The organism is Nocardia sp. PLKS1-43 (genome assembly GCF_059510335.1).
The window spans coordinates 77,559-91,134 of the sequence record NZ_JCAJZQ010000005.1 but is presented as its reverse complement, the minus strand read 5'-3'; the positions used below and the strand labels follow the sequence as shown (position 1 = coordinate 91,134).

General features: G+C 68.8%; 14 protein-coding genes. 8 read left to right on the top strand and 6 right to left on the bottom strand.

Features of this window, described 5'->3' with window-relative positions; genetic code table 11:
- Positions 1-13: 13 nt before the first annotated feature.
- Genes AC5WS7_RS19815 through AC5WS7_RS19805 form a run of 3 tightly spaced genes read right to left on the bottom strand, consistent with a single transcriptional unit; the run spans position 14 to position 2,836 of the window.
- On the bottom strand, positions 14-913 hold the full coding sequence (locus tag AC5WS7_RS19815) for a hydroxymethylglutaryl-CoA lyase (protein ID WP_495956027.1): 900 nt from the start codon (positions 911-913) through the stop codon (positions 14-16).
- Positions 910-2,172: a CaiB/BaiF CoA transferase family protein gene (locus tag AC5WS7_RS19810; RefSeq protein WP_495956026.1), complete on the bottom strand. Its 1,263-nt coding sequence runs from the start codon at positions 2,170-2,172 to the stop codon at positions 910-912. Before AC5WS7_RS19810 ends, AC5WS7_RS19815 begins: the two co-directional genes overlap by 4 nt.
- 28 nt (positions 2,173-2,200) lie before the next feature.
- The gene (locus AC5WS7_RS19805) at positions 2,201-2,836 is read right to left on the bottom strand and encodes a TetR/AcrR family transcriptional regulator (protein WP_495956025.1); all 636 of its coding nucleotides are present in this window, start codon (positions 2,834-2,836) and stop codon (positions 2,201-2,203) included.
- Positions 2,837-2,964: 128 nt separating this feature from the next.
- Between AC5WS7_RS19805 and AC5WS7_RS19800 the strand changes: the two genes are divergently transcribed.
- Entirely contained in the window at positions 2,965-3,531 is a 567-nt protein-coding gene (locus AC5WS7_RS19800) for a VOC family protein (RefSeq protein ID WP_495956024.1), read from the top strand.
- A 47-nt stretch (positions 3,532-3,578) separates the two neighbouring features.
- Complete coding sequence (locus AC5WS7_RS19795) at positions 3,579-4,220, top strand: carboxymuconolactone decarboxylase family protein (protein WP_495956023.1); 642 nt, start codon at positions 3,579-3,581, stop codon at positions 4,218-4,220.
- 118 nt (positions 4,221-4,338) lie between these two features.
- On the opposite strand, the gene AC5WS7_RS19790 is transcribed toward AC5WS7_RS19795, so the two are convergent.
- A complete protein-coding gene (locus AC5WS7_RS19790; protein ID WP_495956022.1) occupies positions 4,339-4,944 on the bottom strand; it encodes an acetate uptake transporter in 606 nt (201 codons plus the stop codon).
- 364 nt (positions 4,945-5,308) lie between these two features.
- Here AC5WS7_RS19790 and AC5WS7_RS19785 point away from each other — a divergent pair, with 364 nt between their 5' ends.
- Entirely contained in the window at positions 5,309-6,076 is a 768-nt protein-coding gene (locus tag AC5WS7_RS19785) for a serine hydrolase (protein WP_495956021.1), read from the top strand.
- On the opposite strand, the gene AC5WS7_RS19780 is transcribed toward AC5WS7_RS19785, so the two are convergent.
- A complete protein-coding gene (locus AC5WS7_RS19780) occupies positions 6,077-7,702 on the bottom strand; it encodes an HNH endonuclease (RefSeq protein ID WP_495956020.1) in 1,626 nt (541 codons plus the stop codon).
- Between the two features lie 90 nt (positions 7,703-7,792).
- On the opposite strand from AC5WS7_RS19780, the gene AC5WS7_RS19775 reads away from it, so the two are divergent.
- The gene (locus AC5WS7_RS19775) at positions 7,793-8,272 is read left to right on the top strand and encodes a hypothetical protein (protein WP_495956019.1); all 480 of its coding nucleotides are present in this window, start codon (positions 7,793-7,795) and stop codon (positions 8,270-8,272) included.
- Here AC5WS7_RS19775 and pabB read toward each other — a convergent pair.
- Complete coding sequence (pabB, locus tag AC5WS7_RS19770) at positions 8,202-9,776, bottom strand: aminodeoxychorismate synthase component I (protein ID WP_495956018.1); 1,575 nt, start codon at positions 9,774-9,776, stop codon at positions 8,202-8,204. The genes AC5WS7_RS19775 and pabB overlap by 71 nt on opposite strands.
- 354 nt (positions 9,777-10,130) lie before the next feature.
- Between pabB and AC5WS7_RS19765 the strand changes: the two genes are divergently transcribed.
- The 4 genes from AC5WS7_RS19765 (at position 10,131) to AC5WS7_RS19750 (ending at position 13,520) form a co-directional block, all read left to right on the top strand.
- Positions 10,131-11,186: a phosphotransferase family protein gene (locus AC5WS7_RS19765; RefSeq protein WP_495956017.1), complete on the top strand. Its 1,056-nt coding sequence runs from the start codon at positions 10,131-10,133 to the stop codon at positions 11,184-11,186.
- An 89-nt stretch (positions 11,187-11,275) separates the two neighbouring features.
- Positions 11,276-11,848: a DinB family protein gene (locus AC5WS7_RS19760; protein ID WP_495956016.1), complete on the top strand. Its 573-nt coding sequence runs from the start codon at positions 11,276-11,278 to the stop codon at positions 11,846-11,848.
- 210 nt (positions 11,849-12,058) lie between these two features.
- Complete coding sequence (locus tag AC5WS7_RS19755; protein ID WP_495956015.1) at positions 12,059-12,883, top strand: serine hydrolase domain-containing protein; 825 nt, start codon at positions 12,059-12,061, stop codon at positions 12,881-12,883.
- Positions 12,884-12,986: 103 nt separating this feature from the next.
- Entirely contained in the window at positions 12,987-13,520 is a 534-nt protein-coding gene (locus tag AC5WS7_RS19750; protein ID WP_495956014.1) for a DUF3145 domain-containing protein, read from the top strand.
- The last annotated feature ends 56 nt before the right edge of the window (positions 13,521-13,576 follow it).

Sequence of the window (13,576 nt, the reverse complement as noted above, 5' to 3'; positions counted from 1 at the left end):
TCTCGTCGCGGGATCAGCGGGCCGGCGCCGACCGGCCGCCCGCGGCGAGCAGATTGCTGGCGACGGGTTTGCCCAGCAGACCGGAGATCAACCGGGCCGCGTCCAGGGCCCGGTCGATATCGATGCCGGTGGCGATCCCGCCGTCCTCGAACATGTAGGCCAGCTCCTCGGTGGCGATATTGCCGCTGGCACCCGGCGCGAATGGGCAGCCGCCCAGACCGCCTGCGGCGGAATCGAATTGGCGCACACCCTCACCGTAGGCGGCCCAGGCGTTGGCCAGGCCCTGGCCCCGGGTGTTGTGCAGGTGGACGCCCGGAACGGTGGCCGGCGCCGCCGCCCGGACCTTGCCGAGCACGTCGACCATCCGGATCGGTGACGCGGTCCCGATCGTATCGGCGACGGCCAAGGCGTCGGCTCCCGAAGCCATTGCGCTGCGGGCGATCTCGGCCACCCGCTCCGGTGGGGTCGGCCCGTCGAACGGGCAGTCGAACGCGATGGCGATGATCACCTCGAGCTGTCCGCCCGCCTCGTGCACCAGCTCGGCGATCGGTTCGATCAGTGCGACCGACGCGGCGCTGTCACGCCCGACGTTCGCCCGGCTGTGCCCGTCCGAGGCCGATACCACGTATTCGACCCGGGTCAGCCCCGCGGCCAGGGCCCGGCGCGCGCCGTTGAGGCTCGCGACCAGTGCGGAGAATTCCACGCCCGGCCACCGATCGAGCTGGGCGGCAACGGCTTCCGCGTCGGCCAGCGAGGGCACCGCGCGCGGGGAGACGAACGAGGTCACCTCGATCCGGCGCACTCCCGTGGCCACCAGCGCATCGATGAATTCGAGTTTGGCCTCGGTCGGGATCGGCTCCTCGATCTGTAGTCCGTCGCGGGGACCGACCTCGCGGATGTCGACGGCGTTCATGCGATCGTCCCCTGTTCGCGTAGCCGGGAGAGGTGTTCGTCGTCGTAGCCGAGCACCTCGGACAGCACCTCGTCGGTATGCGTTCCCGGGCGGCTCGCACCGCCCCACCGCACTCCGCCGCGGGTCTCACTCAGCCGGGGCACCACCCCGACCCCCTTGGCGGGAACCGGATCGAATCCGGCGTCCTCGCTGGTCACCGAGGGGTCGACGTGGTCGACGAAGATGCCGCGGGCGAGGAATTGCGGATCGGTCATGACCTCGGCGACGGTATTGACCGGCCCCGCGACGACACCGTGTTCGGCCAGCTTCTCGATCAGGTCGGTGGCGCTGAAACCCGCGGCCCAGGCGGCGATCAGCTCATCGAGTTCGTCCTGATGCTCACCGCGCGCGCTGTGGTTGAGGTAGCGGGGATCGTCGGCGAGTTCGGGACGTCCCATGGCCTCGGTCAAGCGGCGGAACACGGTGTCCTGATTGGCCGCGATGATCACCCACAGGCCGTCCTCGGACCGATACAGATTCGACGGCGCCACCCGGTCCAGGCGGGTTCCCGAGGGCTGCCGCACGTGGCCGGTCTTGTGGTAGTCGGGGACCGTGGACTCCTGAATCGCCAGCGACGCCTCGGTGAGGGCGGCGTCGACGATCTGCCCGCGTCCGGTCCGCTCGCGCACCAGCAGCGCGGCCAGCACGCCCTGGAAGGCGAACAGGCCGGCCAGGCTGTCGCCGATGGACAAGGCCATGCGCGGCGGCGCCTGGCCGGGGAAGCCGTTCAGGTGGCGCAGACCGCTGATGCCCTCGGCGACCGAGGCGTACCCCGGACGTGCCGCGTACGGCCCGGTCTGCCCGTATCCGGACACCCGCGCCAGCACCAGCCGGGGATTGCGCGCGGCGAGTTCGTCGTATCCGATGCCCCAGCGCTCGAGCGTGCCGGGTCGGAAACTCTCCACCACGACGTCCGCGGTAGCCGCGAGATCCAGGAAGATCTTCCGCCCCGCCTCGGTGCGCAGATCCAGGCTCATGCAGCGTTTGTTGCGCGCGTGCACGGCCCAGAAGTACTGGTGACCGCCCTGGGCCTGACCCCAGTCGCGCAGCGGGTCGGGGCGATCGGGCGCCTCGATCTTGATCACGTCGGCGCCCATATCGCCGAGCAGGCGACCGCAGTAGGGACCGGCGATGAGCGTGCCGAGTTCCAGAACGCGGTACCCGTCCAGCGGGCCGGGGGTGGTGCTCGCGTCGCCCGTGGGAGCGAGAGCTGATGTCATGGGTGCCTCCTGGCTCGGCGCCGATGTGTTATTGCTCGTCCGGATCGAGTCCGAGTGCGCCGACGGACATCCGGTCGAGTGTGTCCAGCAGGGCGTCCTCGTCGGCGTCCTCGCCCTGGATCAGCCACAGGTAGATCGTGTGCTCCACCATCGCGGCCATGACGCGCGCCGCCAGTTCCGGATCGAGCTTCGGGCGGACCAGCCCCTCATCCTGCCAGCGTGCGATGGCTTTGGCGGTGCGATCGATGAGCCCGCGGCGGTGTTCGTGCCGCAGCTGCCGGAACTCCTCGTTGAACGTGGCGACCTGCTCGACGATCGCCATCATCCGGGCGTTGCGCCGATACGCCCGGTAGTAGGAACGGTTCGCCGCGATCAGTTTCGCGGCGGGGGACAGCCCCGCCGCGGTCGGTTCGCGGCGGTGCATATCCTCGAACAACCGGGTGCTCAGCTCGCCGAAGACGTGTTCCTTCGAATCGAAGTAGCGGTAGAAGGTGCCGTAGGAGACGTTCGCCTCCTGCGAGATCTGCTCGACCCGGGTATCCAGGAAGCCGACGGACTCGAAGACGGTCCGGGCGGCATCGAGCAACGCCTCACGCGTCTTGCGGCCCCGCGGCGTCAAGGTATCGGCCGCGGCGGCGGGGCTATTGACAGATGACTTCGCCACGGACCACACTATCCAACAACATGACATGACTGTCAAGTCATTTTGTGGGCGTCGAAACCGTCCGTGTTCGTGGTCGCGACCGGCGGATCGGTTCCGGACGTCGAACCCTCACAGCAGGAAGGAATGCCATGAGCCCCTCCAATCCGAAGTACCAGCTAGGCGGGATCAACCACCTCGCGCTGGTGTGCTCCGACATGCGGCGGACCATCGATTTCTATTCGGGGACACTGGGTATGCCGTTGATCAAGACTATCGAACTGCCCGGGAATCTGGGTCAGCACTTCTTCTTCGACTGCGGGGGAGGCAACAGTCTCGCCTTCTTCTGGCTCGCCGACGCTCCCGATGCCAGCCCCGGGCTCGCCGCGCCGAAGGGCCTGCCCGACGAGGGCGAGCTGCTCAGCGGAGTGGGCTCGATGAACCACGTCGCATTCGCGGTGCCGCCGGAGTTGTTCGACGAATACTACGAGCGCGTCGCGGCCGAGGGCATCAAGGTCAGCCGGATCCTGAACCACGACGACAGCCCCCGCGGCGTTTCCCGCGAGGTGCACGAGGGCACCTTCGTGCGGTCGTTCTACTTCCAGGACCCGGACGGTGTGCTGCTCGAATTCGCCTGCTGGACACGCACTTTCACCGAGGCGGATGTGGCGCACGAGCCGAAGACCGCCGCCGACCGGCACGTGTCCGCCGGCCTCTGACCCCGACGCATCAGCCGAATCGCCACCACCCGAGAGGATTACGAACCATGCCGCGTCTTCGCGAAGTGCCGCGCGCCGAAGTCACCGACGAGCGGATTCTGTTCTACTACGACCGGCTGTTCGGTCCCGACAAGGATCCGGCCGTCGACCACGGCACCATCCACGCCACGCCCGGCGATTGGTGGACCGTGTTCGCGCAGTCTCCGGACGTATTCCGGCACGCGGTAAGAGGTTTCGCCGTCTACCGCAACGCCACGCTGGATCCGAAACTGCGCGAACTCGGGCAGAGCCGGGCTGGATACGCCCGCGGCAGCCAGTTCGTGTTCTCCCAGCACTGCAAGCAGATGCGTTCGCTGGGCGTCGCCGAGGAGAAGATCGCGGCGATCCCGCACTGGCAGGTCGCAGACTGCTTCTCCCCGCTCGAGCGCGCCGTGCTCGCCTACACCGACGGGCTCGTCTACGACGGCGGGCGGGTTCCGGACGAGGTTTTCGCGGTGCTGAAGGCCAATCTCAGCGATCCGGAGATCCTGCAGCTGACCTACATCACCGCGCTGTACGACATGCACGCGACCATGTGCCGCGCACTGCGCCTGGAATTCGACGACCGCCCGGAACTCGTCGAGGAGGTGCAGATTCCCGAGGGCGTCGAGGTGGCCGACCTTTCCGCCGATCTTGCCGGGGGACAGTGATTTCCGGGAGGCGATGAGTTCCCGATACGCGGCAGGCCGGGCCCGGTGCATACCGGGTCCGGCCTGGTTTCGGCTCGCCGATCGTGTGACGCTGGGCCTCGGGCCCACCGGCAGAAAGTCACGCGACCAGCGGCGCACCTACCGGGAGCCGGAGTTTGCCGCCGATGCCGTTGGCCACCCCCGCCGCCGAGGCGTACCAGGCGCACAGCGCGGTGATCACGCCGATGTAGCCGCCGGCCTTCACCGTCGCCTCGCTGACCGCGAAATTGCCTGCGAACAAGACGATCTCGGTGATCTCCAGGGTCAGGAACACGGCGAATACCGCACGGCTCACCTGAGCGGACATGATCAGCATGTACGTGTTGAAGATGGCGAACGCCAACAGGATCCAGCCCAGATCGTGCGAGGCGCCCGCGCCCGTGGCGTGCGGGGCCACCAGTTGCGACCACAGTCCCAGGCCGATCCAGAATCCGCCGTAGGTGGAGAACGCCGTCGCCCCGAAGACGTTGCGGTTGCGGAATTCCCACATACCGGCCAGGAGTTGGCACAACCCGCCGTAGGCGAAGGCGTAGCCGACCCAGGCATCGCCGGTGGACGCGGTCGCCCACCCGGCGTTGACCGCCGATAACAGGAATGTGGTGAGTGCGAACGCGCCCAGACCCAGTGGTGCCGGATCGGCGATGGCGGGAGTGGGTTGCACCGTTCGGTCGTCTTTGACGCTCATGGTTGATCCTCGAGGAGAGTGGCTCGCCTGACGTCGCGTCCGGCGCGAACGCCTCGGGCGCAACGCATCTGCCAGAGTAACTCCGCCGCTGTCCGGAAGAGACCGGTTTGCCCGCTTCCGGAAATCGCGACACGCGGGAACGCCGGGCTGCCTCGGCTTCGACACGCCCGGCGAGCCGGGGAGGACGACAATCGGCGAAAACCCGTGATATTCAGCGCGTTCGGCCGAGACGCCGAGCGCGTTCCCGTCTTGCCGATCTCGAAGGGCACTCGGTCGCGCTACGCTGGCTAACGTTTCGCATCCGTAACGCCCGGGGGCTGAACGCTTCCGCCCGGAACCGAAGTGTGAATCGAGGAGGCCGGCCATGCGCTGTCCAACGGTAGTGGCGGGAATGTTCGCGGCCGGGCTGTGCCTGTTCGCGGGGCCCGCGGCGGCAGATCCCGTGCCGCCGATACCCACTCCGACCAGTATGAACATTCCGACGGTTCCGGGACGCACCTCGATATCGCTGCGCCTGGACTTCCTGAACCTGCAGTGGGGGACCGCCAACGCCGCCGAGTCGCGCCCCGGGCTGTCACTGGTGAAGCTCTACATGGTGGATTACGCACTGCGCCACGGCGACCGGTCCACGCAGGACCGTCAGCTGGCTGAGCGAATGATCCGCTACTCCGATGACTCCGCGGCGAACGCCCTCGCGGCGAAATATCCGAATGCCATCGATGCCGAGGCCGCCGAATACGCCCTGCCCGCCACACATTCCGGCCCAAGCTGGGGTGAGTCATACACCAGCACCGCCGATATCACGAAGTTCCTGGACCGCAAGATGACCACCGATCCGACCTCGCCCGTGCTGAGGTGGATGGCCATGGCGAGTCCGGTTGCCGCCGATGGCACCGCGCAGAACTGGGGCACCGCCCGGCTGCCCGGCGTGATCGGAAACAAGTGGGGCTGGTCGGACAGCGGTCCGCAGCAGGTGGGTTCGGCGTCCATCGGGCCCGGATTCAGCATCTCCGCGCAGACCGACGGCACCGCGGCCGATCAAACTGCCGACGTGCTCTCGGCCATACCCGGAGTGCTGGGCCTGCACCCGCCGGTGCCGGACGCCGGACCGGGCCCGCACGCCGGGCCCTGATCAGATGCGCGCGCCCTTGGCGCGATTGCACGACCGGCACAGCACCTGCAGATTCCCCGGACTGGTCGCGCCGCCTCGGCTGAGCGGGATGACGTGGTCGAACTCCAGATAGTGGGTCGCGCCGCATTCGATGCACGCGCCGCCGTCGCGGTGCCACACCTGCGCCTTGATCTCCGGCGGGATCGCGCGGGTATCGCGGCGGCCCGGCGCGAGGGTGAGCCGTTTGGCCACGCGCAGAGCGCCTTCCAGCACCGCGGCCACCAGATCCGGGTCCTGGACCTCGAATTCGGCGCCGCCACGGGCCGAAGTCGCCGCGAGCGCGACCAGATCGTCGACGATGGATACGGAAACGATTCGGGACCAAGGCATTTCGATACCCGCTCCGGGACCGACGAAACGCAGCTTCTTGTTCGTGCCGATCAACCGGCCCTCGGTGGCCCGTTCGCCGCGGGACAGCCGGCGGATGCGGGTCGCGGCGACGTCCAGGTGCACGCGTTCCTCGGGATCCAGGTGCAGCCCCCGGGTGCGCACCACGGGCAACTCCCCGGCACGCAGCCGCGTCAGCGTGCGGCCGCGGTGCATCCGCCGCCGCAATTCCTCCACCTGTGGGCCGGACAGGCCCAGTTCGCGCAGCGCGGTGTCGAACTCCTCGACCTCCGCCGCGGTGATCTCCTCGTCGGCGAAGGCGGCCAGCCGCTCGATATAGGCCATACCGGGACCGCGCAGCGCCGCGCGTCCGGTGTCCTCGGGAATGCGCCGGTAGCGCAGCGCCGTCCACAGTTCCTGCCAGGCCGTGCCGCGCGGGCCGTCCCCGGTCAGGACGCGCCAGGCGCGGGCCCGCCAGGTGTCCAGGTACTCCTCGATGTCGCCGGCGCAGGACCGGCACGGGGCGGGCGCGCCCAGTACGCGCCAACCGCGGCGTCGTCCGCAGTGCGGGCAGATGCGGGCGTCGGCCGGGGGGAGCGGTACGGTCGTATCGGACCATCGCGTGCCGTCCCACCAGCGCAACCTGGCGCCCTGCGGATGCCAGTCCGGGCGCGGGTCCGGCGGCGGTGCGGCCGTTGGCGTCTCGGTGGGGTCGTCGTCGGATCCTTTTCGGCGCAATGAGATTCGGTCCCGGCCCGCCGCCGCTGCCGCAAAGCCGAAATCCTCGAACAGCCGGGTCAATTCGGTTTGCTCGCGGTCGAAATGGCGGAAGCACCAGCAATCATCGTCTCGCGCGAACTCCGCGAGCGAGATCGCCGTCACCTCGCTCGACCGCGGCGCCGGAACGTCGCGGCGAGCCACCAGTCCGGCGGCGTCGCGAACCGCGATCGTCAGATCCGCCAGCTCGTGCAGCGGGCCCGCCGACGAAACACCCACGACGATGCGCGCCACCGTCTCTTCGGTGCGGGGCAGTGACACCGAGAGCCGCGCCGTGCGCGGTTCGGGCTGCTGGTCGAGCGTCACCGCCTGGGAGGGATGCCGGGGCGCGTTGAAGAACACCGCATCGCGCGGCGAGCGGACCAGGCCGTCGGCGTCCAGCAGCAGTGCGTGCGCGTCCAGCGCATGCGCCGAACGCCACGAAAGTTCCACGCTCAGCAGCGAAGTCGGTATCGGCGTCGCGCCGTTCTCGGTGAAGGTCATCGTCCGCAGAACTATGCCAGGCGACACCGACACAGACCGCAGGGTCTGTCGTGCGCGGGCGAGCGGCGTCCGATGCGGCACGATGGGGGCATGAGCGATCCGAAGGAGTCCGCGCGCAAGCCCGGAACGCCCCGCGTGCCCGGTGCGGGTGATCTGATCGCCGCCGCCCAGGCCGCGGCGGAGGCGGCGCAGCGCGCTGCCGGACAGGCCCTGGACGCCGCGCAGGTGACCGCCGGGCAGGCGTTCGACACCGCGGTCCGGCTGCCGCCGGCCTCGGTGCAACTGGCCGCGCAGTTGCCGGATCTGATCGAGAACCTCTCGATGGCGATCGATCGGCTCAACCGGACCATCGATCGCCTCGACCGGACCCTCGCGCTGGCCGATCCGGCGTTCGCCGCCTACGACCGGCTGTTGCCGCGGCTCGAGGCGATGGTGTCGATGGGTGAGGAGGTCTTCAACCGGCTGGCCCGGCTGCCGGGAGTGTCGATGATCGGACGCCTCACCGGACGTGAGAACGCGCCGTCGGAGCCGATCGATCCGCGCCGGCGGGGTCGCGGGCGACCGCGCTGACCGCGCGCAGTGCGGCGGTCGCCTTGAGCACCATCTCGTGGTACTCCTGCTCCGGATCGGAATCCAGCACGATCGCACCGCCCGCGCCGATCCGCCAGCGCCCACCGTGCCGCACCGCGGTGCGGATGACGATGTTCAGATCGGCCGTCCCGCCCAGTCCCAGGAAGCCGATCGTGCCCGAATAGACGCCGCGCGCTTCGGTTTCCAGGTCGTCGATGATGTCCATGGTCCGCAGTTTGGGCGCGCCGGTCATCGAGCCGCCCGGGAAGCAGGCGCGCAGGCAGGTGACCGCGTCCACGTCCGGGCGCAGGCGACCGCGGATGGTGGTCACCAGCTGATGCATCGTGGCGTAGGTCTCGGTGCGCATGAGCGCCGCGACGCGCACGCTGCCCAGTTCGCAGACCCGGCCCAGATCGTTGCGCAGCAGGTCGACGATCATCAGGTTCTCCGCGCGGGTCTTGGGATCGGATTCCAGTGCGCGGCGCAGGGTTTCGTCCTGCTCGGGTGTCGCACCGCGGGGCGCGGTGCCCTTGATCGGTTTGGTCTCCACCCTGCGGGCGCGATCCACTCGGAGGAATCGCTCCGGCGAGGAGCAGGCGATCTGGAGGTCGCCGAATCGCAGGAACGCCGCGTACGGCGCCGGATTCGACCGCCGCAGTACGCGATACACCGCCAACCCGTCGCAGTCCTGGTCGAGGTAGGCGCTGTCGGTCAGATTGACCTCGTACGTCTCGCCCGCCCGCAGTTGCGCGTCGATCGCGGCGATATCGGCCAGATAGCGTTGCCGGCCCCGGGTGAGCCGGGATTCCACGGCCCGCTCGTCGGCCGCGAGGTCGAGCCGGGGCGGTGCGGACCGGTCCGGCAGCGCGGCAACGGTCGCTCGCGTCGAGGACACCCAATGCGCGGCTGCCGCAACGCGATCCGGGTCAGCGAGGGCGAGGAGATAGGTGTGTTCCGCGACGTGGTCCACCACGATCAGCCGGTCCGCGAAGATCCACTGGGCGTCGGGCGCGTCCGCGCGATGCCGGGCGGCCGCGCCGCACTCGGCCTTCATCTCGTAGCCGAGATAGCCGACGTATCCGCCGACGAAATCGAAGGGCACATCCGGGAATTCGATCTCGATCCGCCGCAATCTGGTTGCCAGGTAGTCGAATACGCTACCCGGCGCGGTAGTCGAGCCGGCCCTCCGGTCGATGTGGACTCGCTCCGAACCCACCCGGTAACGCACGGTCTCGGCCAGTGGGCCGCCCGCATCACCCAGATACGAGAACCGGTCCAGTCCCGGTTCGGCGTGTGTGCTGTCCAGCCAGAAGGCGGTCTCCGAGTCCCGGTACAGCGCCAGGAACGCGGCCTCGGAATCCACCGCCCGATCGATTCGCTCGCACAGCACGGTCAGCGTGATCGGCGGTTCCCCGAGGGTGGCCGGGTGCACGCGTGCGTCTGGTTCGCGGGGAGTCCGGGTGCCGTGGCCGGGCGTTCGGTTCGAAACAAGAGTGCTGGTCACCGGGCGTTCGGTTGCTGTCCGTGGGGGTGTATCGGACTCGTGCGCGGTCCGTGCGCTGTGGCCGGGCGCGGAGTCCGGCGGGGGAGGTGCGGGGGCTTCGATCGTCGATTCGCGCCGGGACTCACCATGCTCGGTGGGTATCGTCTTGCCGGGAGAGGCGGTCGTGGCTTCGGGGTGCGACTCCGGATCGGCGGTCGCCGATCGGGTGGTGTCATCGGATGCGGGCCCCGGTCGGACCCCGGGGTGGGTCGTGCGCATGGGTTTCACCGTAGTCCGCCCGGTCCGGCGACCCGGCCGGCGTATTGAGGGCGTCTGCCTTCAGTTCTGCGCGGCCTCTGGTGCACAATGTGGGACATGTCTGTGGTGCAACCGGCCGATGTGGACCGTGCTGTCGTCGACTTCGCGGTCGTCGGAAAGTGGATGGAAGAGCAGGGGCTGCCCGGCGGTCCGTTCGAGAACGTGACCGCGCTCGGCGGCGGCACCCAGAACATCATGCTGCGCTTCACTCGCGCGGGTCGCGACTACGTTCTGCGACGCGGCCCGAAACACTTGCGCGCCAAGAGCAATGACGTGATCCGCCGGGAGGCGCGGCTGTTGGGCGCGCTCACCGGTACCGGGGTGCGCGCGCCCGAGGTGATCGCGGCGTGCACCGACGAATCGGTCCTGGGCGCGGTGTTCTACCTGATGGAGCCGATCATCGGTTTCAATCCGCAGACCGAACTGCCCGAACTGCACGCCGGTGACGCGGAGATCCGCAGGCGGATGGGCCTGTCGGCGGTGGAGGCGATCGCCCGGCTCGGTGCGCTGGACTACCTGGAGCTGGGCCTCGAGGGCTACGGCAAACCGGAAGGCTTCCTGGAACGTCAGGTGCCGCGCTGGCTCGGCGAACTCGACTCCTACAGCGCCAACGAGGGTTATCCGGGCCCGGAGATTCGCGGTGTCGACCGGGTCGGCGACTGGCTCGAGCGCAACCGGCCCGCGCACTGGAAGCCCGGAATTCTGCATGGCGACTGCCACCTGGCCAACATCATGTTCCGCTACGACGGCCCGCAGGTGGCAGCGCTGGTCGACTGGGAGATGTCCACCATCGGTGATCCGCTGCTGGATCTGGGCTGGCAGATCGCGACCCGCCCCGAGCCCGGTACCGCCGGTGCGGGGTTGTTCGGCACGCTCGGTCAACTGGGCGGGCTGCCGACAGCGGAGGAGATGACCGCGCACTACGGGAAGTTCTCCGCCCGCGACCTGAGCGATATCACCTGGTACACGGTGCTGGCCTGCTTCAAACTCGGCATCGTGCTCGAGGGCACGCACGCCCGCGCCTTCGCGGGCAAGGCGCCCAAGCAGGTCGGCGATTTCCTGCACGCGATCACCCTGGAACTGTTCGAGAAGGCGAATCAGCTGGTGGAGTGAGTCGCGTCTGGCCGGATGCGGCCGTATCTCGACGAGCTTTGGCGGTTTATTTATGGCCGATCATTTGCGGCCAGGATAAATTACTGCGCATGCCGATCGCTGCCGAAGACAAGGACTGGACCTGGGTACTGGACAGGCCCTGCGCCGAATGCGGATTCGACGGCCCGGGCACCGCTTACGACGCGGTACCTGGGCTGACGCGCGCCGCCGCCGCCCGTTTCGCCGCTGCCCTCGAACGTCCCGGCATCACCGTGCGGCCCAACGAAAACACCTGGGCCCCAATCGAATACGCCGCCCACGTGCGTGACGTCTGCCGGATGTTCCGATACCGCCTGGACATCGCCCTCGGCAACCCCGCCGCCCCGCCCGCGGTCACCGCGTTCGACGCCCAGGTCGGTGTCGCCGAGGGATTGCCCGTCTTCGCGAACTGGAATCAGGACCGCACCGCCGAGGCCGACGACTACCTCGCTCAGGCCCCCGCGACCGTCGCCGCCGAGCTGACCGAAGCGGCCGAAACCATCGCCACGGCCTTCGCCTCGGTCCCCGAATCGGACCGCACCCGAGCTGCCCGCCGCAGCAACGGCTCCCACTTCACCGTCGACTCCATGGCCACCTACTTCCTGCACGATCTGATCCACCACATCCACGACATTCGCGCGTGACCGCCGTTCCTGCGCTGGAGTGCAATCCGCACACGGCGCATCAGGGTGAGGATTCGATGACTTCCGCGCCGCGATCATCGGCTTGCCGGATCGGCAAGTTCCAGCGCCGGAACGGGTTCCGCCGATTCGATGGGCCCTTGCGGGCGAAGCCGCGCGGGCGCGCGAGAGTCGCGGTGCGGCGGGCGGAGCGGGAGTTCTAAGCTCACTAGCGTGCGAGCGTTGGAGCAGATTCGGGAATGGCCGGTCGGACATGCGGCCGTGGGGGTGGCGACGGCCGCGGGAGCGGTGACCGCCGAAGGGGACGCCGATCGCGAGTTCGCCTTGGCCTCGGTGACCAAACCGCTTGTCGCCTATGCGGTTCTGGTCGCGGTGGAGGAGGGGGCGGTCGAGTTGGACCAACCCGCGGGGCCGCCGGGATCGACGGTGCGGCATCTGCTGGCGCACACCTCGGGGCTGGCCTTCGACACCACCGTGATCATGGCCGAGCCGGGGACGCGGCGGATCTACTCGAGTTCCGGATTCGAGGTGCTGGCGCGCTTCGTGGCCGACCAGACCGGGATCGCCTTCGAGGATTACCTGCACGAGGCGGTCTTCGAGCCGCTCGGAATGAAATCCTCGGTTCTGGACGGCCCCGCCGGACACGGCGCCCGGTCGACGGTCGCCGATCTACTGCTTTTTGCCGGCGAGTTGCTCAGTCCGAGTTTGCTTTCCCCGGAAACTCTCGGTGAGGCCATCACCGTGCAATTTCCGGGATGCAATGGCGTGCTGCCCGGCTACGGTTCGCAGCGCCCCAATGATTGGGGCCTGGGATTCGAGATCCGCGACCACAAGACTCCGCATTGGACCGGAAGTGCGAATTCACCGCGCACCTACGGCCATTTCGGGCAATCCGGCACCTTCCTGTGGGTGGATCCCGCGCCAGGGGTGGCGTGCGTGGCGCTGAGCGACGAGAATTTCGGCGACTGGGCCCGCGCGGCCTGGCCGCCGCTGAGCGACTCGGTACTCACCCAGTTCGCGGCGGACAGCGACACGTAAGCCAAGTAACACACGTAACTTCGGACACTCCAGTAAACTCGGGCAACGCCGGCTCGACCGATCGTTGGGGAAGACGTTCCAGGTCGAGGCTGGAGGTGTACTGGTGCGCGGAACGAGTCAGTTCGCGGACGCGACGTCTGGAGTGGTGTATATCCACGCGTCGCCGGCCGCGCTGTGCCCGCACATCGAATGGACGCTCTCCTCGGCCCTCAAGTCGCCCGCGCAATTGCGCTGGACCGCGCAACCCGCCGCGTCGGGACAGCTGCGCGCAACCACCGAGTGGGCCGGTCCGGTCGGTACCGGATCGAAGATTGCCAACGCGTTGCGGGCCTGGCCGGTTCTGCGTTTCGAGGTCACCGAGGACCCCAGTGACGGCGTCGACGGCGAGCGGTACAGCTTCGTTCCCGGGCTCGGTCTGTGGTGCGGGGCGATGAGCGCGAACGGCGATGTGATGGTCGGGGAGATGCGGTTGCGGGAGATCGTGCGGCTGGCGCGCGATCGGGGCCGGTACGGCCCCGCCGAGATCGCCGCCGAGATGGATCGGGCGCTCGGCACCGCCTGGGACGACGACCTGGAACCGTTCCGCAGCGGCAGTGAGGGCGCCGAGGTCACCTGGCTGCGCCGCGACGTCGGCTGACCTTCCGCTGCACGGCCGAGGCTCTCGGGGAGCCCGGCCGGGCATGTGGCAGAGTC